Below are 24,302 nucleotides of genomic sequence, written 5' to 3' on the forward strand. Positions count from 1 at the left end.
TATTATTTTAAAGGGTTATCCCTTAAAATCAACTTTGAGGCACCCTCATCAGTGATTAGAATCGTATGATGAGGTGCGTTTTTCATATATGATTGAATTGCTTTAGCCTTACTTTGACCACCGGCAATTGCAATCACATGTTCTATTTTATCAAGGTCCCGGACATGAAGTCCAATCCTAGGTACCTTATATACAAGTTTACCACTTTGATCGAAGAAATCACCAAAAGCTTCAGAAACAGCTTTTCCTGAGCTGACAAGTTTACGTTCCTTATCAGAAAGATTTCTTCTCTCAGCCATAATACTTGCGGTTCCAATGCTGTGAATCACAACATTACTTCTATATATTAAGTCAAGAACCGATTTAATTGAAGTCTCTTTTTGCAAAGATTCAAAACTTTTTTCGCTAATGTCTTCAGGAAGATACAAAGCACGGTACTGGCCTTGCGTTCTTAAAGCCATTTCGGCACAAACACTATTTGCCTGAATCGTAACTGACTCACCTACTCCACCTCGAGCTGGTAAAAAGACCAACTGACGGTTTTTTGATAAATCAGGTGAAAGATTTCTTGCAGCTCGTGCCAAGGTGCTTCCTCCAGTAACAGAAATCATTGACTGTCCTGTAAGAAGCAATGAGCCTAAAAGTTGATTGAGCCTTCGTCCAAATGAGTCAATCACACGGTATTGCTTGTCAGCATTACCTGGTAAAACAATACAACGACTGATTCCAAGTTTTGTACTAAGTTGTTTTTCCAAGATAGCCGTTCCTTGATAATCAGCTAAAATATCGGTTAACTTACCCACTACGTCGCTACCAGTTTCAGTAAGAGACATCCCTGACTTTGAAGACTCAAGCAACCCTTGCTTCTTCAATAGGTCTGTCTCAGTTCTTAAACCACGTTCCGTAATGTTGAGGTCATCAGCTAATACTCTGCGCCCGACCGGCTCCATTAATGAGATACTCTGAAGAATTTTAAATCGCTTTTCCAGAGTCTTAATGAAGTCTGGAGCGACTAAATCTAGCAATTCTAAATCTTCATTATTAGTCATCTGATATACTCCACGGGACTTATTTCGTCCCTGTATGTCTGTTTACGACCCATGTACTCCAAAAATAAAAGCTCGGATGAATCAAGTTCATCTCTCAAGCACAGTTATTAGTATAAACTCTCTTGTGAAAATATCAAGGGATATGTTTACGAAAAATCCAATTAATTCGATTTTTTTAGTGATTTACTTTTCACCCTAATGTGCGCTAAAATTATTATTGTACTTGCGCCGCTAGTGTAATGGATCGCACACAGGATTCCGGTTCCTGGAATGCGGGTTCGACTCCCGCGTGGCGCATTTTTTTGTTTCACAAACTATTGATTTTAAGTGTTGATAAATCAACTTTTTACACCGTTTTCAGAATATTATTACAAAAAATAAGATAATTCTTCGGATTTAGACCGAGAATTATCTTATTTTTTTCGTTTACTCTGAAAAATGAAGTGGCGTAAGGTTTGGTTGAAGATATCAGGTACCTCCGCCATAATGTCATGCCCACAATCATCAATAACGACTTGGCTAATACAAGGATTCTTCTCTGACATCAATTGGGCAAATCGATAGTTAAAATATGGACTTTCCTTCGCTACGACCAAATTAATGGGTACTTTAGTATTCAAAACAGTGTCGCGCCAATCTTTTTGAATGTGATCAAACAATAATGGCAAGTCTTTATCTCTATCGAAAGGATAATTAGCTTTAACTTTATTCAAATCAAAACTGATTCGACTATCTAAACCATGCAGCGTTTCATGGATACCATTAGGAGTGGTGACTTTTGCTTTGAAATTTTCCTGTGTAATATCTTCAAATCCATACTGCCAATCTTGACCATTTAACATCTTAGGCGATTGATCGATTGCCATAACCGTTTTGACATTACGATATTTGGACAAATACGCATAACAGATGCTTGCTCCCATTGAATGCCCAATCAAAATTGGTTTTTTAATCTGCAAATAATCAATTAAGCTTGCTAAATCATTGACCAGTTGTTCTATCGTCAAATTTTTATCAGTTCGCTGCGACTTACCTTGATTGCGATGATCGTAGGTGATGACTCGACAATTCATCTCTAAAAGGTATTCGACTTGAGCCTGCCAAACCTCTTGATAGCCACCAAATCCTTCTACTAATATAACAGGTTGGCCACTGCCACTATCTTGATAATCCAGTTTTATCTTGTCATTTGTTAAAAATTTCATCTTTTCTCCTATAAAAAAAGCCCAATCCACTAATGTGAATTCGACTCTTTTATACAATTTATTCTTTTGTCCAGGGATTCTCAACCAAAATTGGTCCCGAAATAGTTTTCATCATAATAGTTTTTGAACTATTAGCGTACTCCTCTAATGAAAAGCCGCTGCTTCCTAAAATGACTTGCAAATCGGCATGAACGCCAAATTGATTGAGTTTTTCTAAAAGTTTCTTTGCGCTGATTTTATCAATTGGCGTTTGAGTCTTTAAAATCAAATCCAAATCGCTAGTCATTTTGGCTGCTTTAGTTCTCGTAGCTAATTCAAAACCTACGCTACCACTGATTCCCCATCGATAGTTAGACAAAATTTGCGCTACTTTTGGTAATGCTTTAATTGCTGGCAATTCAAAACGTGTCGTCTTTTTAGTCCAAGCCTCATCTTGAACCAAATCAAAAGGCGTGATGACCTTCTTGATCTTCTTTTCAGAAAGATACGTTGCAAACCGATGCTCTCGTTTAATACCGCGAATACCAACCGGAATCAAATCACCTTGTTTTTTCTGTCGTCTAACTACAACCGTCAGTGAATTAGAAAAAATTTGTTCGGCCCAATCTGGCAGTCTATCGCCTGACAAATCATTAATAGAGTTAATTTCTAATAAATCGTGTGGCTCTACTTCTACCATTGTTCGTCCACTAATTTACGGACTTTGAGAGTAGCTTTACGACCACTTTCAATGGCAATTGGTGTTTGATAACGGAAATGTAAAGTTCTATCGCCATCGAGACTATCGATAGCACCTTGAATCAATTCCTTAACTTTAGCTACATTTTCGTCAGTTGCATCCCATGAACCGATACCCTTAACTAATTTGTACAAAGCACCAAGTTTTTCATAGTTATCGATATCATAAGCCATAGCTGGAACATGCTTCGTAGCTTCTTCTAGTTCGGCAATAGTTCTTTGAGTGATACGGGCAGCACTAGCCTTTGACATAGCTTGAATAGTGATTGAATCATCATCAAGTGCAATCATACGGTTAGATTGAAGACCATGTGCTAAGAAACCACCGGAAACAGCATCGCCAGGAATAAAGTCAATTACGGGGTGACCTGCTTGTCTAGCTTTAGCATAGGCTGCAGCACTTGAACCTAAAGCCAAGTGGATACCAATCAATTCCTCTTGGTAACCATAAGCTTGACTAGGAACATCAACGACTAGAATAATAGGACGCTTTGTGTCTTTATCTTTGTCTTCAGCAACAATGTTGTTAACGATGTTACCCACTGCAAAGCCTTCTTGCAAACCAACTTCACCTTCACGAACACGTGGGAAGTCATTGTTTTCATCAGGAACGATAGCAATGTATTCTTTGCCATCCTTATTAGCATGCAAAACTGTTGAAACTGGACTAGTAGCATTCTTGATGCCAGTCAATTTTTCAAACCACAAACGGCCACGACTCTTAGTACCAGCTTTGTCGCCAGCAGTAGCTTCTGGAATTTCATGCTTTGTAACTTTAATATTCTTATATAGTTTGTCATATGTTGGAATATCTAACTTCTTAGACAAGTCCAATTCATCTAGCAAGCTAAGGTAAAAGTCAGTTTGTTCTGTTCTCTTGCTATCCTTTTTCTTATCGATAGCATCGACGATTGAAGCTTTGATGTTATCAACAGTATCTTCAACCACTTCATCAACTAAGCCTGTCTTAAGACGTTGGTTAGTTCCTAAAGTATTCCAAATCAAGTTCTTATCGCTAGAGTCAAATTCACGAACGCCAGCTTCTTGTTCAATAACTTCTGGACCATTTAGACCAATTCTAGCTTTATTAGTTGTAATCAAGTATGACAAGATTGAGGCAGTAATTGACATACCACCAAATGATCCAACACGACCAGGAATAAGTCCGATAACTGGAACGTATTTCTTCAAAGCAATAACAGCATTTTGAATTTCAGAAATCGACAACAAACCATAGTTAGCTTCTTGTAGACGAACACCACCAGTATCCAAAACGATAATTGGATAGATTGTCTTGCCATTCTTGTTATCTTCTAAGGCCTTCTCTAAGGCTGCAACGATTTTGGCACCACTAACTTCACCAATACCGCCTCCTTGGAATTTACCTTCGATAGAAACGATCAAGACATTTTTGTCATTGATCTTACCTTTCATTAAAACAATTCCGTCATCACTTTCAGGAACGATATCTTGGGGCTCCAAATGTGGTGAAATCATGTCATCTAATGGTCCAACTAACTCTTTAGAAGTTCCAGCATCTAATAATGAAAGCGCACGTTCACGTGCATGTAATTCAACAAAACTATTTTTCATCTTTTAGTTCCTCCAATGCTTGAGTTAAACGAAGATTAACAACGCCCGGAGTTGAACCAAAGTCGTTGATTTCAGCGTTTACTTGGATTGGGTATCTGTCAAAGAAACGGTTCAAAACATTTTGCCAAACTTCTTTGAAACCATCGCTACCGGTAACAATATTAACTTCTGTCTTTTTATCTGTTGGTCTGAAAATAACTTCGAGGTCACCAGATGCTACAACACCAACGTGAACTGGTTTAGAAATTGCATCTTTAGTGTCGAAATTAAAGTGTAATTTTTCCATTTTTGTCTCCATTCTCTTTTTAATTGTTTATAAAAATTAGTCTGTTAAAAATTATGACCAACTTCTGAATTTTGCGGGTGGGTTGTATAGTCCATCAGACCACTTAACAAGATCATCCATATTTTGAGCTGCAAGAAGTGATCTCTTAGCTTCGCTACGGTGAACACCTAAGTCTTCTGGCAAGGCAACGATACCTCTAGCACGTAAATCAGCTAGTTGTTTAGGATTGCTTCTCAAACCTACAGGTGTGACACCAGCAATTGCCTCGATAGCAGCTTGTCTTTCGGCCATACTGTCGGTCTTATAAAGGTAAGCAATACCTTCTTCAGTCACAATGTGAGTTGTATCTTCGCTATAAATCATAATTGGAACATTAGCTAGCTTAGCTTCTTTTTGAACTTCTTCAGCATCCAAGTGGTCGACAAAGACAGGCTTCTTATTAGAACCGAATGTCTCAACCATTTGAACAACTAATTTTTGTCCCTTACCTAGTGGATCATCATCGGGACGAAGACTTTGCCAAGCTGGTGTTGAGTGACGACGGCCATGTGGATTGCTTCCCATATTAGGAGCTCCACCAAATCCAGAAAGACGACCGTTAGTAACAGTTGATGAATTACCATATTTATCAATTTGTAGAGTTGATCCAACGAACATATCAAGAGCATATTGACCAGCCATTTGTCCGAAGGCACGGTTAGAACGCATTGTTCCATCTTTACCAACGAAGAAAATATCAGGACGGTGAGCGATATAGTTTTCCATACCAACTTCTCCACCGAAACTGTGGATTGTTTGAATCCAGCCACTTTCAATTGCAGGAATCAAAGTAGGTGTTGGGTTAACTTCCCAGTTAGGAACAATCTTACCCTTCAAGCCTAGTTGGTCGCCATATGTTGGCAACAACAATTCGATTGCAGCAGTATTAAAACCAACACCGTGGTTAACTGTTTGAACGTTGTGTTTTTCATAGATACCACGAATGGCCATCATACCCATAAGGATTTGTAGTTCTGTAACATTTTGAGGATCACGTGTAAATAGTGGTTCCAATTGATATGGTTGATCGGCTGGAACAACGACATCGACCCAGTCGCCAGGGATATCAACACGTGGAACTTTATCAACGATTTCGTTAGCTTGAACGATAACGATTCCGTCTTTGAAAGCTGCAGCTTCAACAATAGCTGGAGTTTCCTCTGTATTTGCACCTGTGTAAAGATTACCGTCGCGGTCAACTTTATCAGCAGCAACTAAAACAACATTAGGAATCAAATCAACGTACAAACGAGCATACAATTCAAGGTATGTGTGAATATCGCCGACTTCCAAAGTTCCGTCAGCAATCATTTGGGAAATTCTTGTACTTTGGGGACCAGCAAATGAGAAGTCTAACTTCTTAGCGATTCCTGTTTCAAAAATATCCAAATGTTCTGGACGTGACACACTGGACATGATCATATGTAGGTCATGAACTCTTTCAGGGTCAACTGAAGCTAAAGTCTTTGAAAGAAAACTTGCTTGCTTTTGTTTATCCCCTTCCAAAACGACTTTGTCGCCAGGTTTAATGACGCTTTCTAATAATTGTTTAGCATTTTCTGTTTTAACTAATTTGCCATCCAAAATTGATGAAATGCTGCTCATTTTTTCAGCTTTTAAATCACGATTTTGGGTCCAACTTCTCTTAGCCATCGATTATCCTCTTTTCCATTTTTCTAACAAAAATTCAATATCATCAATATTCATACTATCCATTGTGATAGTTCTAAAATCCGAGAACTTGCTTTTAACTAATTTGGTAAAAGTATGACCCGGTTGTAGTTCAAGCGAAGTATCGATGCCAATTTCTTTTGCGACATCCATCATCGTATCCCAGTAAACAGGATGAACTAGATTATTGATCATATCGTATTTAATGCCGTCAACTTTTCTGACAGCATGACCATTGTAATTAGCTAAATAAGTACAATTAGGATCATGCAAAGTTACCTTTGCCAATTCTTTCTCCAATACATCAGCAACTGATTGCATCAAAGGAGAATGTGAAGGAACTGGCACCTTTAACAAGACTGTCTTTTGTGCACTGTGATCTTTTGCTAAATCTAAAACTTTTTTGATACCTGCAATCGATCCTGAAATAACAGTCTGTAATTCTGAATTTTGATTAGAAGTAAAGACTGGCTCATCTTCAGTATTGATTTGGTCGACCAATGCTGAAACCTCTTTACGAGTTAAACCAACGATTGCTCCCATTCCATATCCAGTTGGGTAAGACTCTTGCATCTTCGTTGAACGAACATAAACGATCTTAATTGCATCATCTTCACTGATAACATCTGCAGCCACTCCTGCAGCAAAAATACCTAAGGAATGCCCAGCAACTGCATCAGGTTGTTGATGAATCTTTTTTAATTGGCGGATATTAAATAATTGAAGCAATAAAATACCTAACTGAATCTGAATCGAATCTTGATAAGCCTTGTCATCATCGGTCAATTCAACTCCAGTTAAGGTTTTTACTCTCTCAATCATTTCTTGAGGGACATCTTTTAACATCCCACTTTTTTGACCACCTTGGCCCGGAAATATCCACAAAGTTTTGATAATTAATCACCTCCAACAAATCCTTCTTATTGATCTCACAAATTCAGTATAATTGCCCTTACATAACATGTATAATATAAAAAAAGCATGATACTTAACCAATTAGTTATATGAGGTGATAATTTGCAGTTGAATCAATTAAAGTACTTCGTCGTTGTTGCAAACCAAGAAAGTATCACAAAGGCGGCTAAAATTTTGTATGTCTCGCAACCAGCCGTCAGTAAGACTATCGGCCAACTTGAAGACGAATTAGAAACGACACTATTTGATCGAACGGGTCGGACTTTGAAATTAAACCGTGCTGGAAAACTGTTCTACAGCTATGTTAACGATAGCTTGGAAGAGTTGAATCGTGGCGTGTCAGCTGTTAAAGGTGGCCTCGATAAAACTGAACAGCCAATTTCTATTTTGATGGAAGTGGCATCTCCCTTTATCCCGAGCATTGTCGCTAACATTAAAAGTCGTTTCCCGAATGTCAGATTAAATATTGCCCAACACAATGTCCGCGAAACTGACTTCAAACAATTCGATTTCATTTTCTCTAGTAAAGCCTTGCAAGGGCTAACAAATGTTCCTGTATTAAAGGAAGAAATTTTTGTCGGGTGGAGTATCAGTTATGGTTATAGTCAACAATTCGTTAATCCAAAAGACCTTACAACTGAAAAATTCATTGGCCTCAGTCCTATCAATCCATTACGTCAAACGACCGACAATTACTTTTTGAAACGCGATATTACTTTGGACTACAAATATGAGACCGACGACCCAGCAACTGTTAGAGGTTTGATTGAAGCTGGCGTTGGTTTGAGTTTTATCCCGTCAGTTACTTGGCAAACTATCAGTTCTAAAATTCAAATTGCTCGCTTGACCCCAGAGCCTTTACAAAGAACGATATTTCTCAGCTCCCCACATAAAAAATTAACTAGTATTCAACGAGAAATCAGTAATGAATTAATTTTGATTTTTTTAAGTTTCCAACGGTCAGAATTAAAAATATAGTTGCTTTTTTATTAGTTTGAGAATATATTGACCATATGCATTCCTTTTGTTGATCTCACAATCTAGCAAGAGGAGAAATTAACATGAATTCAAAAAAAGACACTACAAGTCCTGCCGCTGATATCGGCGATTACATGAAAGTGTTTGCTTGTACTGCCGTTATGATGCAGACCGTACTCAGTTTAGTTTTATCGACCAGTCCCAGTTTTAGTTTTCAGACACCAATTGGAATCATTTATAATTTGGTGAAATTTACTGCTCCAGCCTTTATTTTTGGTATTTTATATACTACGACTAGAACAACGAATCAAAATACCTTGGGCAATTATGGTGGATATATGAAAAAACAGTGGTCTGCTCTTTTTGTCCCTACTATTTGGTGGACATTAGCTTACCTCTTGATTTTTCCAAACGTTCAACAGGTCAACAAATTCAACAGCTTCGGATCATTTTGTTGGCACTTCATCAACGGTAATGCTGCTCCCCACCTTTGGTACAACACGATGATGTTGCAATTCATCATCTTGATGCCACTATTTTGGGCTTTGGCTCATTGGGTCAGAAATAATGCTAAGCGAGGACTTTGGGCAGTTGTTTTGACTATTGTCGTTTTCTTTGCTTGGATTTACTTCTACGACGTCCAAGTCTTCCATGGTCCCAACGAACAAAATTGGTACCTCCTAGATCGACTATTTGTCAGTTTCTTTATTTACGGCGTCTTTGGAGTATTAGCTTGGATGTTTCGGGCAAAATTTGAAACTTTTATCAAAAAATCATTTCCTATCTTGGTAATTTTATTTTTCGCCGTTTTCTACTGGACTAATCGCGAACTCTTCAGTTTCGGTTACCCAGTTCAATTGACCAACGCACCTTATTACAAACCTTCAATGACGATTTACGCTTTAGTAGTGATATTCTTGGTCGCTGCCTTAGCCATTCACCACATCAACAAGAGCTCTAAAGCTTTGCCGGTTTTCCATTTCTTAGCAACTTACGCTTATAGAGCCTACCTTTCCAACGTCTTTTGGCTTCAAATCATCTGGCGTTTAGGAGGTAAAACTTTACCAGCAGTCAATCCAATTCTAGCGATTATCGTTTGTTACGTTTTGACTTGGATTTTGTCATTTACTTCGGCTTACGTCTTCCACATTGCTTGGTCAAAAGTTAAATCAGCAATGAGCAGATCACGTGTCACACAGTCAGCCGAATAAATAATTTCCTATCTCGAGCTTTGTTTGTTGACCCATTATAAATATTATGCTAAATTAGCACTGTGCTATTAAGAGTGCTAATTAAAAACAGGAGGCATTTTATGTTAGTTCCTACAGTTATCGAACAGAGTTCACGTGGCGAACGTGCCTATGATATTTACTCAAGATTATTAAAAGATAGAATCATCATGCTATCTGGTGAAGTTAACAGCCAAATGGCCAATACAGTTATCGCCGAATTGTTATTCCTCGATGCCCAAGATTCAGACAAGGATATTTCCATGTACATCAACTCACCCGGTGGTTCAGTTACCGACGGATTAGCAATTATGGATACAATGAACTTCGTTAAATCTGATGTTCAAACAATTGCTACTGGTATGGCTGCTTCAATGGCCAGTGTCTTGTTGTCAGCTGGTACTAAGGGCAAGAGATTTGCTCTTCCAAATTCAACTGTCTTGATTCACCAACCATTAGGTGGTGCACAAGGTCAACAAACAGAAATTGAAATTGCTGCTCAAGAAATCTTGAAGACAAGAAAGAGATTAAATCACATTTTGGCTGATAATTCTGGTCAAACATTTGAAAAGCTTCAAAAAGATACTGATCGTGATAATTACATGACAGCTCAAGAAGCTAAGGATTATGGTTTGATTGATGACATCATGACTAATAAAGCTGATAAATAATTTTTATTAATCAAGAAAAAACATCTGAATAAATTTCAGATCACAAATTAAGGTAATGAAAAATCTAAAATTTTTCATTACCTTTTTTTCTGTCATTAAATAGACAATAAGGATATGGATTAAGAAAGACTAATTTCACAATGAAAATTTAAAATAATTTTGATAATATGAGCTGTGAAAGCGCTATATACGGGCGTTCAACTGGACACCCTTTTTTATTTAGTCTATCCTTAAATAGTTATTAGATTAAACAAAGAAGGGGTATATATGAATAAAGGTGAAATCCAAAATAGCTTAGCTCGCAAGTTATTCATTATAACTTTGCTATCAGGAACCTTCACAATGTCCATCAGCCAGTCATCGCTTTCTACGGCTTATCCTACATTGATGAAGTTCTTCGGCGTCACAGCACCAACTATTCAGTGGTTGACTACTGGTTTTATGTTGATTATGTGTATTATGATGCCAATTAGCCCTTGGCTATTAAGCAATTTTTCATTTAAAAAAATCTTTTTAACGGTTGTTGGTATTTTTGCAATCGGGACGCTGATTATTATCGTAGCCCCAAACTTTCCTTTAGCAATGCTAGGAAGAGCCTTAGAAGCCGTTGGGGTCGGAATTCTATTCCCATCCTTTCAGTCAGTTCTATTGACTATCACGCCTGAAAAAAAGCGTGGTTCTACCATGGGATATGCAGGTTTAGTCATGGGCTCTGCTCTAGCTTGTGGACCTATTATTTCAGGTATCGTTTTGAACTTTTTAAAATGGCAAGGTTTATTCGTCATTTTCCTACTGATAATGATTGTCATCTTTATCAGCGCACTCTTTAATATCAAAGACGTTATGCCACGTCACAAAGCAAGTTTAGATTTAGTTTCAACAGTTTATCTACTTGGTTTAATTGGACTCTTATACGTCGTTAACCAAGCCGGCAGTACTAGAAGTTTTGGTACAAGCTTGATTATCTTGTTAGTCGTCAGTTTAATCTTAACTGCCCTCTTCATTTATCGTCAGTTGACTAAAGATAAGCCATTGCTTGATTTAAAAGTTATGAAGAACTTTAACTTTGATTTAGCAGTTCTTCTAACAGGCTTTTCTTACATCTCATTGATCGTTGTCACTATCATTTATCCACTTTATTACCAAAATATTCTTCATACTTCAGTCTTGATGTCAGGTCTAGCATTAGTTCCACCTGCTATCGTCTTAAGTATCTTGAATCCTTTAACTGGTAAATTAGCTGATAAAATTGGCTTTAAGTCAACTTTAATCACTGGTATGTCAATGATCGTTATCGGCTGGTTCTTGCTATTCATCGTTCACACGCAATTATCTATCTGGCCAATGATTTTGATTGCGGTTCTGATTGAAGGTGGAAATGCCTTTGTCATGATGCCAGCAACTACTTTAGGTGGAAATTCTTTACCAGAAGACTTGATTCCTCATGGTACAGCTATTATCACGACAGTTAGACAGCTTTTAGGATCACTTGGTGTCAGCATCGCTACCTTGATTTTGGTCACAACGAACCAAAATCATCACCTACCTGACAACAGCGGATTCATTGGTTTCCAACATGTTTTTGCATTCTTCTTCGTTATGGCAATCATCGGCTTTATCTTTGCCCTATTAATCAAGAACAATAAAAAACAAACAAATTAATCTATTAACTAATAAAACAAAAATCCCGACCAAAATTAATAATTGGTTGGGATTTTTGTTTTTTCGACTTTTTTCACATATACACCTTGAAGTATAATAAGAGTCTGAATTACTTAATTTTAGGGGAGTTTTACTGTGAATTTAAAAAATAAATCAACTTGGCTTACGATTATTATTGCACTGGGGTTTTTCGCATTTCTTTTTGGCTGGACTATTTGGCAATTTCACTTTAATTACATGGTCGCAGCATACGATACAATTTTTCATTCGCAAAGAATTTATGAAATCAGATTAGCGTTTCAATCCCATCACCTACCAAGCTGGGTCAACTTCAATACTTTCTTCTTCACCGGTCAGGCTATCAATGGGATGTATCCTGACTTTACTTTATGGCCTTTTGTATTACTTACCAATTTTTTAACACCAATTCATCAAATAATTGCTATCAGAACTTTGATAGCATTGGCTTCATTTATCGTAACCTTTCTATCATTAAATAAACGTTTCAACAGTCATAACGCCGTTATGGCAGCTGCCATTTTTGCCTTATCTGGCTCAGTTCTAAAAGATCTTACCGGTGAGATGCAATCTGGAACAGCGATTATCATGATTTTTATCTTTCCAATTTTCTTTACTTTTAAAGAGATTATTCAAAGTCAACAATTAGATAAAAAGTTGATTATCAAAACGGCTTTATTAATGACGATTGTTGTCAATTCCCATCTCTTAAGTGCAATCACTTTAGGAATCGTTGTGGGAATCTTTTTAATCGTCAACACCGTAATCAAGCACAATTTTAAAGCCTGGTTAAATCTTCTCATCGCGGCTATTTTAACGATTATCCTATCTTTGCCAATAATTTATCGAGTGATGACTATTTCAAAAACGGGCCTGTTATCTCCTTTTGGCAAAGGCAACATTACCAGCCCAACAGTTTTAGGCTTAATCAGCAATCTTGCTTGGGATTCTAAAGCTACTATCAGTCTAACGACTGCTATTCTCTTAGTCGTTTCCTTGATTGGTCTTCGCAAGAATAATTGGCGCAACGTTCTTCCTTGGTATTTAGTTGAATTAGTTTTGATTGTTCTCTCGACTGACATCTTTCCTTGGAAACTCTTCAACAACGTGCCCATTATCAACAACTTCCAAGTTGCCAATTGGCGCTTTGGAATCTTCATTGGCGTAATTCCGATAATTTTGATTTTGAAAACTTTCAAAAAATCACTGGCCTCAATTATTTTGCTAATCATGGTAATTATTAGTTTTCCAATGGCTACTAAAACTGCCATTCATAATCAACATTTCATGGCTGATGACGCTGTTGTTGTTACTAACAATACTCAAAAACAAATTCCGCAAAATAATGTCGTAAAACTTTCATCTACTGGTATTAACAGCGATAAAATCATGCGTTCACTCTTACCTGACTACTCCCCAAACACTACGCCATTGCAACAAGGTACCGATGGGATGTTTTTAGATCAGTCCATCATTTATTTGCTGTCAAATCACCTTGGACAAATTCAAAATAAAGAACTTGCTCTTTATCCCACTACCTCAACTGATAGCGTTACTTGGTCAGGTAAAAACATTCCTTCGGGAAAAATTTCTTTACCTACCTATGGTTATAAATCCTTGGACTATCAAGTTACTGTTAATGGAAAAAAAGTTCCATATTCGCTCAATCAATACAGCTTGATTACTGTTAAAACTAAAAAAATGCATCATGCATCTTTTAAAATAAATTGGCTAACGCCAAAAATTTATTATGTTTTATTAGCTTTTTCTTTATTAATTTTTATCTTGCTTGGTATCAGTCTATTCATCATTTAAAAAAAGAAACCGGACATCATTGTCTGGTTTCTTTTTTTAAACTTTATCGGCTTCAGCCATTTCATTTAATTTTCTTAAACGGTGATTGATACCCGACTTAGAGATAGGTCCGCTTGGCACCATATCGCCCAATTCCTTTAAGGAAACTTCTGGATTCTCAAGTCGTAATACGGCAATTTCTCGTAATTTATCAGGTAAATTTTCTAATCCAACTGTTGCCTGCAAATGCTTAATGTTTTCAACTTGACGTTCAGCTGCTGCCACAGTCTTATTGATATTAGCATTTTCGCAATTGACCAAACGATTAACTGAATTACGCATATCACGCACGATTCGAATATCTTCAAACTTCAGCATCGAGTTGGTTGCTCCGATTACTTGTAAGAAGTCAGCAATTTTTTCAGCTTCCTTCAAATAAGTGATATAGCCATTACGACGTTTAGTTGTTCGAGCATTCAAATGAAAGTGATTCATCATTTGAGCAATGCCGTCATTATGCGTTTCATAGAGTGAATAAATTTCCAAATGATATCTGGAAGTTTCAGGATTATTCACGCTTCCGGTTGCTAGAAAAGCCCCACGTAAGTAGGAACGCATTCTTTGATCTTCATTTAAAACTTCTTCTGGTACATCGGTATTAATCGATAAGCCAGATTCATCTAGAATATCTAGGTCGGTCAAAACTTCATTCGTGCCATGTTTTAAACGAACTAGATATTGGTTGTTCTTTTTTAATTTCATCTTTTTACGCACAATCAATTCTGATTCAATGCCATATTTTTGCTTAAGCAAAGAAAAGATTCTCCTTGCAATGGCAGCATTTTCAGTTTGTGCGGTCAAGACGAAGTGATGGTTTTGCAGACTCAAAGAGCCATTCATCCTTAACAAGGCCGATAACTCAACTCTTGCATGTTCTGGATGAACGACTAATTTCGTTAGCTCCTGTTTCACTTCACTAGCGTAAGAAGCCACTAACGTCTCACCTCATTTTTTCTATTTCCTGATTGTAGAGATAAGTTGATAATTTCTTTAGCAACTTTTTCTCCATCGTGAAAGGCGCCTTTGTCGTGCAATGATAAAAAGTCATCTTGGATAACTTTGCATCCCATTGCTCGCAAACCGCCAAAGTCCGTTTCAACTTGGTTGACATATTCATCATATTTCTTATGATCCATGTAACCGTCTGGTACCTTTCTCGTATTAACAAGTACAGTATCAATAAAATTACCACCTAGGTGGCGATTCAAAACTCGAACGTGATCAGCATCAGTAAAACCTTCTGTTTCACCAATCTGTGTCATGATATTACAAATATAAACAATTTCAGCTGAAGTCTTTTTAACTGCTTCACCAATATCGCTAATCATTAAATTAGGCAAAATACTAGTAAACAAGCTTCCTGGTCCTAAAACCACTACATCAGCCTGCATAATTGAGGCAATAACTGAAATAACAGATTTAGGTTCTTTTTCTGGTTCATCTGAATCAGTGACCCAAACTCGTTTAACATGTTTACCTGAGTGAGTAATTTCATGCTCACCAGCTAATTTAGTTCCGTCAGTAAATTCAGCGTGCAACGTCAATTTGGTATTGCTAGCTGGATAAACATGACCATCAACACGCATCATTTCAGATAGTTCTTGTACGGCATCGAAAATATTAGGTGACATTTCGTTTAAAGCTGCAATAATCAAATTTCCAATCGCATGACCGGAAAAGAAATCATCGTTAGTCTTAAAACGATATTGAAAGACATCCAAATCTACCTTTGGTAAATCAGATAAGGAAGCTAAAACGTTTCTGATATCCCCAGGAGGGACAACGTTGATATAATCGCGAATCACGCCAGATGATCCCCCATCATCAGCTACGGTAACGATTGCGGTAATATTAGCATCCATTCTTCTTAAACTTTTTAGTACAACTGGTAAACCAGTTCCCCCACCTATAACTACAACTCTGGGACGACGTCCTTTAACAACCCGAACTATCCTATTTGTTGCCATGTTCGATTACCTTCTTTTGAGATTTTTCCATGTCACGATGAGTAATGTCTACGTAGTATTTTAATTTCTTCAAATCACTACCAAGACGTTGAGCAATCGCTACTGAACGGTGTTGGCCACCAGTACATCCAATTGCAATCGTTAAACTGGTTTTTCCCTCTTTTTCATATCCGGGAACAATATCCTTTAACAAACTATAAAATTTATCATAGAAATTTTTAGTTTCAGCATCATCCATGACGTAATCATAAACAGCTTTATCTTCACCTGTTTGCGTCTTCAATTCTTTAACATAAAATGGATTTCGCAAAAATCTGACATCCATTACAATATCAGCATCAATGGGCAAACCATATTTAAAGCCAAATGACATCACTTCAATGTGGAAAGCTGGTACTTCTGACGTTTCTTGAAAATTATCGAATATCTCTTCACGAAGCTGTCTCGGAGTCAATTCAGTCGTATCAATTTCGACTGACGCACGACTTCTGATTTCTCCTAAGATTTCTCGCTCTTTTTGAATTCCATCTAATAAACGGCCCTCCATAGCCAAAGGATGACTACGGCGAGTTTCTTTATAACGTGAAACTAATTCTTCATCTGAGGCATTCAAGAAGAGGATTTTCATATCGACTTTTTGATGTTTCTCTTGCTCATCTTCATCCATCTTTGAAAGCATCGAGAAGATTTCATCATAGAAAGATCGTGATCTAATATCCACGACTAGAGCAACTTTTTTGATTTTGCCGGATTCGTGGACTAGCTCCCAAAATTTAGGAAGCAAGTTTGGTGGCATATTATCAATGCAAAAATAGCCTAAATCTTCAAAAGATTGCATTGCAACAGTCTTACCTGCACCACTCATTCCGGTTACGATAACCAAACTAAGCATATCTTCTGCCATACTGCACCTCACATTCGAATATAAGCATAACACAACAAGCCGGGCGTGTCAGTTTTTAAGTGATAATTAAAATTATTCTTAAAAATTGCTTCTTGAATATCCAAAAAATTATTAATACGGACAAATAGTACAGATACCGCTTTAACCGTATAAAATATTTGGTAGTCCGTTTAATTCGGAATTAATATTACCCCGAATCTTAAAAAGGGGTGATTTCAATTATGATTTTAAACAAAAAAATTATTGCTCTAGGTGTCTTCTTATTCTCCGCTACAACCTTAACGACAACTGTAAAAGCTGATATCACAACTCAAACTGAACCAACTGCCACCTCTACCAATGCTAGTGACACACAAACTGGTTCTGTCGCAACAACTAGTTCGCAAACAACCAATGAAAATACGAATAATTCCACTAATTCCACGCAAGCGACGCCATCTTCAAATACGACGAGTCCCTCCACAAATCAAACTGCTGCTGGTACTGATACCAATGCAACCTCAACTACAGCCACATCCCCAGCAAAAACTTCTCCGCCAACTACTTCAAGCGCATCATCTACATCAACTATTTCAACTGTAACTACGCCAACGTCTCCAGTAACTGCACCAACAGATGATACTCCTTTGACCATAACTGATCCTCTATTGGAAAAAGTTTTTAAACAGACATTAAATATTCCTGATAGTGGAAATATTACTGCTAGCGACATCAAAAATTATCAAGGCGGAACTTTTAATGCTAGCGTCATCAAATACCTAGCAACCACATCTGGCACTTCAATGAACGTCACTCAAACGACGCCTATTGAAAGTCTTAATGGCATGCAATATTTACAAATGTTACCAGCTAATACCAAAGTTTATTTCCAAGCTAAATTAGCGTCAGATGCTAATTCAGATCAAGATTTAACGCCACTAGATAATCTAAACTTTTCTTATTTCAATCTAACTGGCAATTTTAACAATTACTCTCAAAAAGAAATCGACGTCAGTCAATTAACAAAGTTAAATGTCCAAAATGCAACTGTAGTCGCTCTTAATGGTAATCTCGATGTTTCTTATAACTCTGGTATCAACGACCCACAATTAGCAGAAATTGGCCCTTGGTTGGTTAATTATGCTAATAGTGCTACCTCTGCCAATATTCAATTAGGAAACAGTGCTATTACTGACTTAACTCCTCTGAAAGGAACTGAGACCGGCAATAATGTTTCGATTATTGCTGAAAATAACGTCAATTATATCAAGACGCCCATTTATGCGGTCAGCAATCAACCGATTGCAATCACTGCCAGTCCTGTTTTAGGACTTGATGGCGATGATTTAGCCAGTGGCTATCACTTCTCTAATTCCGTTCCTCAACAATATTTAACAACTGATAATTTGACCAATTTAGGTAACGACAAATATATTTTGGAACATCCCGACCCCACTGCTCAAGTTATCTCTTATGGTTATGTTGGTTTTGGGTACGGTTCTGATCCTAATAACTTCGTCAATAAAAATTACGGCAATGCCAATTTAAATTACTTTATTTTAAATGGTCAACCAGTAATTTGGCAGGCACATCCCAATGTAACTATCAATTACCTCGATACTGACCAACAGCCAATCATCGAAGATGGAACTCCTTTAGTCAAAACTATCAATGGAGTCAATATTGGTGATGCTTACGACCTGACTGACGACGCTTTGGTTCCTGGATATGAATTAGCCAGTTCGCCTGAACTCTTGACGGGTAATTACACTCAAAATCCTCAAGTAGTCAATCTGATTTTCTCACCAATAGAGATTCAAAATGAAGAACCTATCGAATCCCCTATCACGACACCACCTGCTACTGAAACAAATAACTCGAATTTGATTCCAGTTTATGATAGCTCCGGTAAATTAGTCACAGGTTCAAAGGTCAATGCTACTAATGCCAATATTCTTTCGACTATGAGACAAGACAAGCAAACATTTTATCAATTAAATACCGGACAATGGGTCAAAGCATCTGACTACTTTGCTCAACAAAATCCCGAAAATGTCGTCAGAACTTTTGGTGCTGATACTCGTCTGGTCGACCAAAATGACAAAACTATCAGTATTAAACTAGTCCCTAATAGCGAATGGAATCACTTTAAGATTGTTACTATGAATGGTCAACAATTTTATGAAGTTGCCAACAACGAATACTTAGCTGTCGACAGTGCTGTCTTCTTCACTCCCTTAATTAACGAGCAAGCTATTCATTTAACTCAAACAAGTCAAGTTTACAACTCTAAGGGACAAACTATTAATATTGCTTTTTCTCCTAACAGCGAATGGTTCTGCGATGGCTTCGCAAAAATCGATGGTACGTTAATGTATCGAATAGGAAATGACGAATGGATCAAAGAGAGCAATCTCTATTCTTATAAATCCGTCAAAACTGTTATCAAATTGACCAAAAAAGCTGTTGTTTACAACGAATTCGGTCAAAAACTCTCCTTAACTTTACCAAGTGATTCGGCCTGGAAAGTTGACCAAGTGGCTACGATTAATGGCGTCAATTACTACCGCGTCGCAACGAATAAATTCATCAAGGTAGATTAGACTTTTTAAGTACGCAAATAAGCATGACAACAGTCTTAGTTGCCATGCTTATTTTTATCTAAATTTTATTTTCTGATTTAGCTTGAGCTTCTTTAGTCCGTTTCGTATCACGAAGCAAAACTGGTTTCAAATATTGACCAGTATAACTTTTCTTAACTTCACTAACATCCTCTGGAGTTCCAGTAGCGACGATATCGCCTCCACCTTCACCACCATCTGGGCCTAAATCAATTAGCCAATCAGCTGACTTAACAACATCTAAATTGTGTTCAATTACTAGAACAGTATTGCCTTCGTCAACTAATCTTTGCAAGACAGCCAATAAACGTTTGATATCGTCCGTATGCAAACCAGTTGTAGGTTCATCAAGAATATAAAAATTCTTGCCATTAGACTTCTTATAAAGTTCAGAAGCCAACTTCATTCTTTGAGCTTCACCACCAGATAATTGCGTAGCAGATTGTCCCAAAGAAACGTAGCCTAATCCAACATCCTTGATAGTTTGCAATTTACGTCTAATCTTAGGAATATTGCTAAAGAAATCAAGAGCTTCAGAAACCTTCATATCAAGAACTTGAGCAATATTTTTACCTTTATAAGTAACTTCAAGCGTTTCGGAGTTATAGCGAGTTCCATGACAAACTTCGCAAGGAACGTAAACATCAGGCAAGAAGTTCATCTCAATCTTAATAATTCCATCGCCGTGACAGTTTTCACAACGTCCGCCTTTGATATTAAAGGAGAACCTGCCCTTCTTATAACCTCTGAGCTTAGCTTCATTAGTTTGAGCAAATAAATCTCTGATATTATCGAAGACGCCGGTATAAGTAGCTGGATTGCTTCGTGGAGTCCGACCAATTGGACTTTGATCGATAGCAATCATCTTCTCGAGATTTTCATAGCCAGTAATCTTCTTATATTTACCAGGTTTTTGTGAATTATGATTCATCTTTTGAGCCAAAGCCCGTTTGAGAATCATATTGACCAAAGTAGATTTACCTGAACCCGAAACTCCTGTCACAACAATGAATTTACCCAAAGGAAACTTAACGTTTAGTTTCTTAAGATTATTTTCTTCAGCACCGAATACTTCGACGAATTCGCCATTGCCCTTGCGTCGCTCTAAAGGAACAGGAACAAACTTCTTACCAGCCAAATATTGACCAGTCAACGACTTAGGATTTTTTTCAACTTCTGCTGGAGTTCCAGCTGCTACGATTTGACCACCGGCTTCACCAGCACCTGGTCCTACATCAATCAAATAGTCAGCTGCTCGCATCGTATCTTCATCATGTTCGACCACGATTAAAGTATTGCCTAAATCACGCATTTTCTTAAGTGAATTAATCAAACGGTCATTATCTCTTTGATGCAATCCAATTGAGGGTTCATCCAAAATATACATGACGCCAGATAGATTAGAACCAATCTGAGTAGCCAAACGAATTCTTTGTGCTTCACCACCAGATAAGGTTCCTGCAGAACGTGACAATGATAAATATTCCAAACCAACATTAATCAAAAAACTAAGTCTATCCTTAACTTCTTTTAAAATTGGTTTAGCAATAACAGTATCTTGTTCACCAAATTTTGTAGCTTTAAAGAATGGCAATTCATTCTTAATCGACATATCTGATACTTCAGCAATATCTTTGCCAGAAATTTTAACGGCTAGTGCTTTACGATTCAATCTCTTGCCATGACAAACAGGACATTGCAATTCAGTCATATATTTACGCATTACTTCACGTGTAAAATCACTATTAGTTTCGTGATAACGGCGTTTAACATTTGGAATCACGCCTTCAAATGGTACATCGACATCACGAACGCCACCAAAATCACTTTCATAATGAAAGTGGAAAGTTTTGCCATCAGAACCATATAAAACAGTGTTTTGATCTTCTTTTGACATTTTTTCAAAGGGTGTATTCATATCAATGCCAAATGCTTTGCAAGCTTGAGCCAACAATTCAGGATAATACTGCGAACTGATTGGGTTCCATGGCATTAATGCGCCTTCAGCTAAAGTCTTAGTTTGATCAGGGACGACTAAATCTAAGTCGACTTCAAGTTTGATGCCTAAACCATCACAGTTATCGCAAGCTCCAAAAGGAGCATTGAACGAGAATAAACGTGGTTCTAACTCGCCGACTGTAAAACCACAAATTGGACAGGCATTCTTTTCAGAGAAGACCATCATATCAGAACCAATAACGTCAACATTCATATATCCATCCGAAAGTCTTAAAGCAGCTTCGACAGAATCAAACAAACGTGACTTGATATGGTCATTGATAACGATTCTATCGACCACGACATCGATACTGTGTTTCTTATTCTTATCCAATTCAATATCTTCACCGATATCTCGAGTTTCGCCATCAACTCTAATTCTGACGTAACCTTGTTTTTTAATTTGATTCAAGGCTTTTTTATGTTGACCACGTTTTGATCTAACTACTGGCGAAAGAATTTGCAGTTTAGTTCTATCGCCTAACTTCAAAATAGCATCGACCATTTGTTGAGCTGACTGACTGGTAATCTTAGTCCCATCATTAGGACAGATTGGCGTGCCAACACGTGCCCACAACAAACGTAAATAATCATTGATTTCAGTAACCGTTCCAACAGTCGAACGAGGATTTTTTGAAGTCGTCTTTTGGTCAATGGAAATTGCTGGACTTAAACCATCAATCGAATCAACATCTGGTTTATCCATCTGGCCTAAAAATTGACGCGCATAAGAAGACAAACTTTCAACATATCTTCTTTGTCCCTCAGCATACAAAGTATCAAAGGCTAATGAACTCTTTCCTGAGCCAGATAAACCAGTCATAACAACCAGTTTATCTCGAGGTATCGTTACGTTAACATTTTTTAAATTGTGTGCTCTGGCGCCATGAATAACAATTTTATCATTTAACATACTATTTTATTTCCGCCTTTAATTCCAAAATCGTATCACGCAAATTGGCAGCTGCCTCAAAGTCTAGTTTCTTAGCAGCAGATTCCATTTGTTCTGTTAGATTGGCAAGAAGCTCTTGTCGATCCTTTTTACTCATATCCTTGAAGTCGATATCATCATCGATCTTTTCTTCCTCAGATGAAGAATTATCGACTTTCTGGAACATTGAAATTGCATCCCTGATTGGTTTAACAATTGTTTTAGGAGTTATTCCATGTTCTTCATTGAATTTCTTTTGAATGCGACGACGACGAGCTGTGGCATCGATTGCGCCTCGCATCGAATCAGTAATTGAATCAGCGTACATGATAACTTTACCATGTTCATTTCTTGAGGCACGACCAATAATCTGAACTAAAGAACGTTCAGCTCGTAAAAATCCTTCTTTATCAGCATCAAGAATAGCAATCAAAGAAACTTCAGGAACATCGATTCCTTCACGCAGCAAATTAATTCCAATCAAAACATTAAACTTGCCTAAACGTAAATCACGAATAATCTTTGAACGTTCCAAAGTCTTGATATCGCTATGCAAATAACGAACCTTGATTCCTAAATCTTTGAAATAGTCAGTTAAATCTTCTGCCATCTTCTTAGTTAAAGTGGTGACAAAGACACGCTCGTGCTTTTCGACACGGTCATTTATTTCAGATACTAAATCATCAATCTGACCCATAATTGGTCGAACTTCAATCTTTGGATCAAGCAAACCAGTTGGTCGAATAATTTGTTCTGCCAAATGATTCGTTCGGTCTAACTCATAAGGGCCTGGAGTTGCCGAAACATAAAGGATTCGTTTGACATGCTGTTCAAACTCATTCAATTTTAAGGGACGATTATCTAAAGCACTAGGTAATCTAAATCCATAGTCGACCAATTGTTGCTTTCTAGCACGATCGCCATTATACATCCCTCTAATCTGAGGCATAGTAACGTGAGATTCATCAATCATGATATTAAAATCTTTAGGGAAAAAGTCTAGTAAGGTAAATGGAGGTTCACCTTCAGCTCTTCCTTCCATATGACGCGAATAATTTTCGATTCCAGAAGTGTAACCCATTTCTCGCATCATTTCGATATCATATTCAGTTCTTTGTTTAATACGTTGAGCCTCCAACAATTTACCTTCTTTAGTAAATTTCTCAACTTGTTGATCCATTTCATCTTTAATTCGTTTCAAAGCTTCGTCCATTTTTGCATCACTAATCATAAAGTGAGTGGCAGGGAATATTCCGATATGGTCCATTGAACCCTTAACCTCACCAGTTAGTGGATCCATTTCGATGATACGATCGATTTCATCACCAAAAAACTCCACCCGAAGAGCATTGTCATCGTTTGAAGCTGGGAAAATATCGACTACGTCGCCACGAACACGGAAACGTCCACGTTGAAAATCAATATCGTTTCGCTCAAATTGATTTTCGACTAATTCTTCTAATAGCTTATCTCGTGGGATCTCTTGGCCGACTCTTAGAGAAATAATACTATCCGCATATTCTCTTGGATCACCTAAACCAAAGATACAAGAAACTGAAGCAACGATGATAACATCATTGCGCTCCAATAGTGAACTTGTGGCCGCATGCCGTAATTTATCGATTTCATCATTAATGCTGGAATCTTTTTCAATATAAGTATCACTTGAAGGAACATAGGCTTCAGGTTGGTAATAATCATAGTAACTGACAAAATACTCAACGGCATTGTGGGGGAAGAATTCCTTCATTTCACCATATAATTGGCCAGCTAAAGTTTTATTGTGAGAAATAATTAAAGTTGGCTTATTGAGATTTTTAATGACATTAGCCATGGTAAAAGTCTTACCAGTACCAGTGGCACCCTCAAGGACTACCTCTTTATCGCCCGCTTTAAAATCATCTGTAATTTTATTGATTGCTTGAGCTTGGTCTCCAGCTGGAGAATACTTTGAAACCAAATCAAACTTATTATCGTTAACTCTATCTATCACG

At 37.4% G+C, this 24,302-nt stretch carries 18 protein-coding genes and 1 tRNA gene; 7 read left to right on the forward strand and 12 right to left on the reverse strand.

What is annotated here, in order from left to right; translation table 11 throughout:
* Window positions 1-2: 2 nt before the first annotated feature.
* Window positions 3-1,049, reverse strand: a complete 1,047-nt coding sequence (locus FHL06_RS05365) for a sugar-binding transcriptional regulator (protein WP_153385204.1) — start codon at window positions 1,047-1,049, stop codon at window positions 3-5.
* 225 nt (window positions 1,050-1,274) lie between these two features.
* Between FHL06_RS05365 and FHL06_RS05370 the strand changes: the two genes are divergently transcribed.
* Window positions 1,275-1,346, forward strand: a tRNA-Arg gene (locus tag FHL06_RS05370).
* Window positions 1,347-1,462: 116 nt separating this feature from the next.
* On the opposite strand, the gene FHL06_RS05375 is transcribed toward FHL06_RS05370, so the two are convergent.
* Genes FHL06_RS05375 through FHL06_RS05400 form a run of 6 tightly spaced genes read right to left on the reverse strand, consistent with a single transcriptional unit; the run spans window position 1,463 to window position 7,466 of the window.
* On the reverse strand, window positions 1,463-2,254 hold the full coding sequence (locus FHL06_RS05375) for an alpha/beta fold hydrolase (RefSeq protein WP_153385205.1): 792 nt from the start codon (window positions 2,252-2,254) through the stop codon (window positions 1,463-1,465).
* Between the two features lie 58 nt (window positions 2,255-2,312).
* Window positions 2,313-2,933 (reverse strand): malonate decarboxylase holo-ACP synthase, encoded by a 621-nt coding sequence (locus tag FHL06_RS05380; protein ID WP_153385206.1) that lies wholly within the window; start codon window positions 2,931-2,933, stop codon window positions 2,313-2,315.
* Entirely contained in the window at window positions 2,927-4,585 is a 1,659-nt protein-coding gene (gene mdcD / locus FHL06_RS05385) for a biotin-independent malonate decarboxylase subunit beta (protein WP_153385207.1), read from the reverse strand. Before mdcD ends, FHL06_RS05380 begins: the two co-directional genes overlap by 7 nt.
* Window positions 4,575-4,871 (reverse strand): malonate decarboxylase subunit delta, encoded by a 297-nt coding sequence (locus tag FHL06_RS05390; protein WP_153385208.1) that lies wholly within the window; start codon window positions 4,869-4,871, stop codon window positions 4,575-4,577. The genes mdcD and FHL06_RS05390 overlap by 11 nt, the downstream gene beginning before the upstream one ends.
* Before the next feature lie 51 nt (window positions 4,872-4,922).
* A complete protein-coding gene (gene mdcA / locus FHL06_RS05395) occupies window positions 4,923-6,563 on the reverse strand; it encodes a malonate decarboxylase subunit alpha (protein ID WP_153385209.1) in 1,641 nt (546 codons plus the stop codon).
* A gap of 3 nt (window positions 6,564-6,566) precedes the next feature.
* Window positions 6,567-7,466, reverse strand: coding sequence for an ACP S-malonyltransferase (locus tag FHL06_RS05400; RefSeq protein ID WP_153385210.1), 900 nt, complete (start codon window positions 7,464-7,466; stop codon window positions 6,567-6,569).
* Window positions 7,467-7,598: 132 nt separating this feature from the next.
* Here FHL06_RS05400 and FHL06_RS05405 point away from each other — a divergent pair, with 132 nt between their 5' ends.
* The 5 genes from FHL06_RS05405 (at window position 7,599) to FHL06_RS05425 (ending at window position 13,869) form a co-directional block, all read left to right on the forward strand.
* On the forward strand, window positions 7,599-8,474 hold the full coding sequence (locus FHL06_RS05405; protein ID WP_153385211.1) for a LysR family transcriptional regulator: 876 nt from the start codon (window positions 7,599-7,601) through the stop codon (window positions 8,472-8,474).
* Window positions 8,475-8,557: 83 nt separating this feature from the next.
* Window positions 8,558-9,685 carry an acyltransferase family protein gene (locus FHL06_RS05410; protein WP_153385212.1) on the forward strand — a complete coding sequence of 376 codons (1,128 nt, stop codon included), beginning with the start codon at window positions 8,558-8,560 and terminating at the stop codon, window positions 9,683-9,685.
* Between the two features lie 101 nt (window positions 9,686-9,786).
* Complete coding sequence (clpP, locus tag FHL06_RS05415) at window positions 9,787-10,374, forward strand: ATP-dependent Clp endopeptidase proteolytic subunit ClpP (protein WP_153385213.1); 588 nt, start codon at window positions 9,787-9,789, stop codon at window positions 10,372-10,374.
* 267 nt (window positions 10,375-10,641) lie between these two features.
* Window positions 10,642-12,036 (forward strand): MDR family MFS transporter, encoded by a 1,395-nt coding sequence (locus tag FHL06_RS05420; RefSeq protein WP_153385214.1) that lies wholly within the window; start codon window positions 10,642-10,644, stop codon window positions 12,034-12,036.
* A 135-nt stretch (window positions 12,037-12,171) separates the two neighbouring features.
* On the forward strand, window positions 12,172-13,869 hold the full coding sequence (locus FHL06_RS05425) for a glycosyltransferase family protein (RefSeq protein WP_153385215.1): 1,698 nt from the start codon (window positions 12,172-12,174) through the stop codon (window positions 13,867-13,869).
* 36 nt (window positions 13,870-13,905) lie between these two features.
* Here the strand turns inward: FHL06_RS05425 and whiA are convergent, their stop codons facing one another.
* Genes whiA through rapZ form a run of 3 tightly spaced genes read right to left on the reverse strand, consistent with a single transcriptional unit; the run spans window position 13,906 to window position 16,779 of the window.
* Window positions 13,906-14,841: a DNA-binding protein WhiA gene (whiA, locus tag FHL06_RS05430; RefSeq protein ID WP_162000166.1), complete on the reverse strand. Its 936-nt coding sequence runs from the start codon at window positions 14,839-14,841 to the stop codon at window positions 13,906-13,908.
* Window positions 14,841-15,875, reverse strand: a complete 1,035-nt coding sequence (locus FHL06_RS05435) for a gluconeogenesis factor YvcK family protein (RefSeq protein WP_153385216.1) — start codon at window positions 15,873-15,875, stop codon at window positions 14,841-14,843. The genes whiA and FHL06_RS05435 overlap by 1 nt, the downstream gene beginning before the upstream one ends.
* A complete protein-coding gene (gene rapZ, locus FHL06_RS05440; protein WP_153385217.1) occupies window positions 15,862-16,779 on the reverse strand; it encodes an RNase adapter RapZ in 918 nt (305 codons plus the stop codon). Before rapZ ends, FHL06_RS05435 begins: the two co-directional genes overlap by 14 nt.
* A 221-nt stretch (window positions 16,780-17,000) precedes the next feature.
* On the opposite strand from rapZ, the gene FHL06_RS05445 reads away from it, so the two are divergent.
* Window positions 17,001-19,361 carry an SLAP domain-containing protein gene (locus FHL06_RS05445; RefSeq protein WP_153385218.1) on the forward strand — a complete coding sequence of 787 codons (2,361 nt, stop codon included), beginning with the start codon at window positions 17,001-17,003 and terminating at the stop codon, window positions 19,359-19,361.
* A gap of 58 nt (window positions 19,362-19,419) precedes the next feature.
* On the opposite strand, the gene uvrA is transcribed toward FHL06_RS05445, so the two are convergent.
* A complete protein-coding gene (uvrA, locus tag FHL06_RS05450) occupies window positions 19,420-22,290 on the reverse strand; it encodes an excinuclease ABC subunit UvrA (RefSeq protein ID WP_153385219.1) in 2,871 nt (956 codons plus the stop codon).
* A gap of 1 nt (window position 22,291) precedes the next feature.
* A complete protein-coding gene (uvrB, locus tag FHL06_RS05455) occupies window positions 22,292-24,301 on the reverse strand; it encodes an excinuclease ABC subunit UvrB (protein ID WP_337692533.1) in 2,010 nt (669 codons plus the stop codon).
* Window position 24,302: the final 1 nt, after the last annotated feature.

Source organism: Companilactobacillus halodurans, from assembly GCF_009600985.1.
In the GTDB taxonomy this organism is placed as follows: Bacteria; Bacillota; Bacilli; order Lactobacillales; family Lactobacillaceae; genus Companilactobacillus; species Companilactobacillus halodurans.

Excerpts from the sequence above, each read along its gene's own strand:
- FHL06_RS05365 (WP_153385204.1), bottom strand. The coding sequence starts at position 1,049 with ATGACTAATAATGAAGATTTAGAATTGCTAGATTTAGTCGCTCCAGAC.
- FHL06_RS05375 (WP_153385205.1), bottom strand. The coding sequence starts at position 2,254 with ATGAAATTTTTAACAAATGACAAGATAAAACTGGATTATCAAGATAGT.
- FHL06_RS05380 (WP_153385206.1), bottom strand. The coding sequence starts at position 2,933 with ATGGTAGAAGTAGAGCCACACGATTTATTAGAAATTAACTCTATTAAT.
- mdcD (WP_153385207.1), bottom strand. The coding sequence starts at position 4,585 with ATGAAAAATAGTTTTGTTGAATTACATGCACGTGAACGTGCGCTTTCA.
- FHL06_RS05390 (WP_153385208.1), bottom strand. The coding sequence starts at position 4,871 with ATGGAAAAATTACACTTTAATTTCGACACTAAAGATGCAATTTCTAAA.
- mdcA (WP_153385209.1), bottom strand. The coding sequence starts at position 6,563 with ATGGCTAAGAGAAGTTGGACCCAAAATCGTGATTTAAAAGCTGAAAAA.
- FHL06_RS05410 (WP_153385212.1), top strand. The coding sequence starts at position 8,558 with ATGAATTCAAAAAAAGACACTACAAGTCCTGCCGCTGATATCGGCGAT.
- clpP (WP_153385213.1), top strand. The coding sequence starts at position 9,787 with ATGTTAGTTCCTACAGTTATCGAACAGAGTTCACGTGGCGAACGTGCC.
- FHL06_RS05420 (WP_153385214.1), top strand. The coding sequence starts at position 10,642 with ATGAATAAAGGTGAAATCCAAAATAGCTTAGCTCGCAAGTTATTCATT.
- FHL06_RS05435 (WP_153385216.1), bottom strand. The coding sequence starts at position 15,875 with ATGGCAACAAATAGGATAGTTCGGGTTGTTAAAGGACGTCGTCCCAGA.
- rapZ (WP_153385217.1), bottom strand. The coding sequence starts at position 16,779 with ATGGCAGAAGATATGCTTAGTTTGGTTATCGTAACCGGAATGAGTGGT.
- FHL06_RS05445 (WP_153385218.1), top strand. The coding sequence starts at position 17,001 with ATGATTTTAAACAAAAAAATTATTGCTCTAGGTGTCTTCTTATTCTCC.
- uvrA (WP_153385219.1), bottom strand. The coding sequence starts at position 22,290 with ATGTTAAATGATAAAATTGTTATTCATGGCGCCAGAGCACACAATTTA.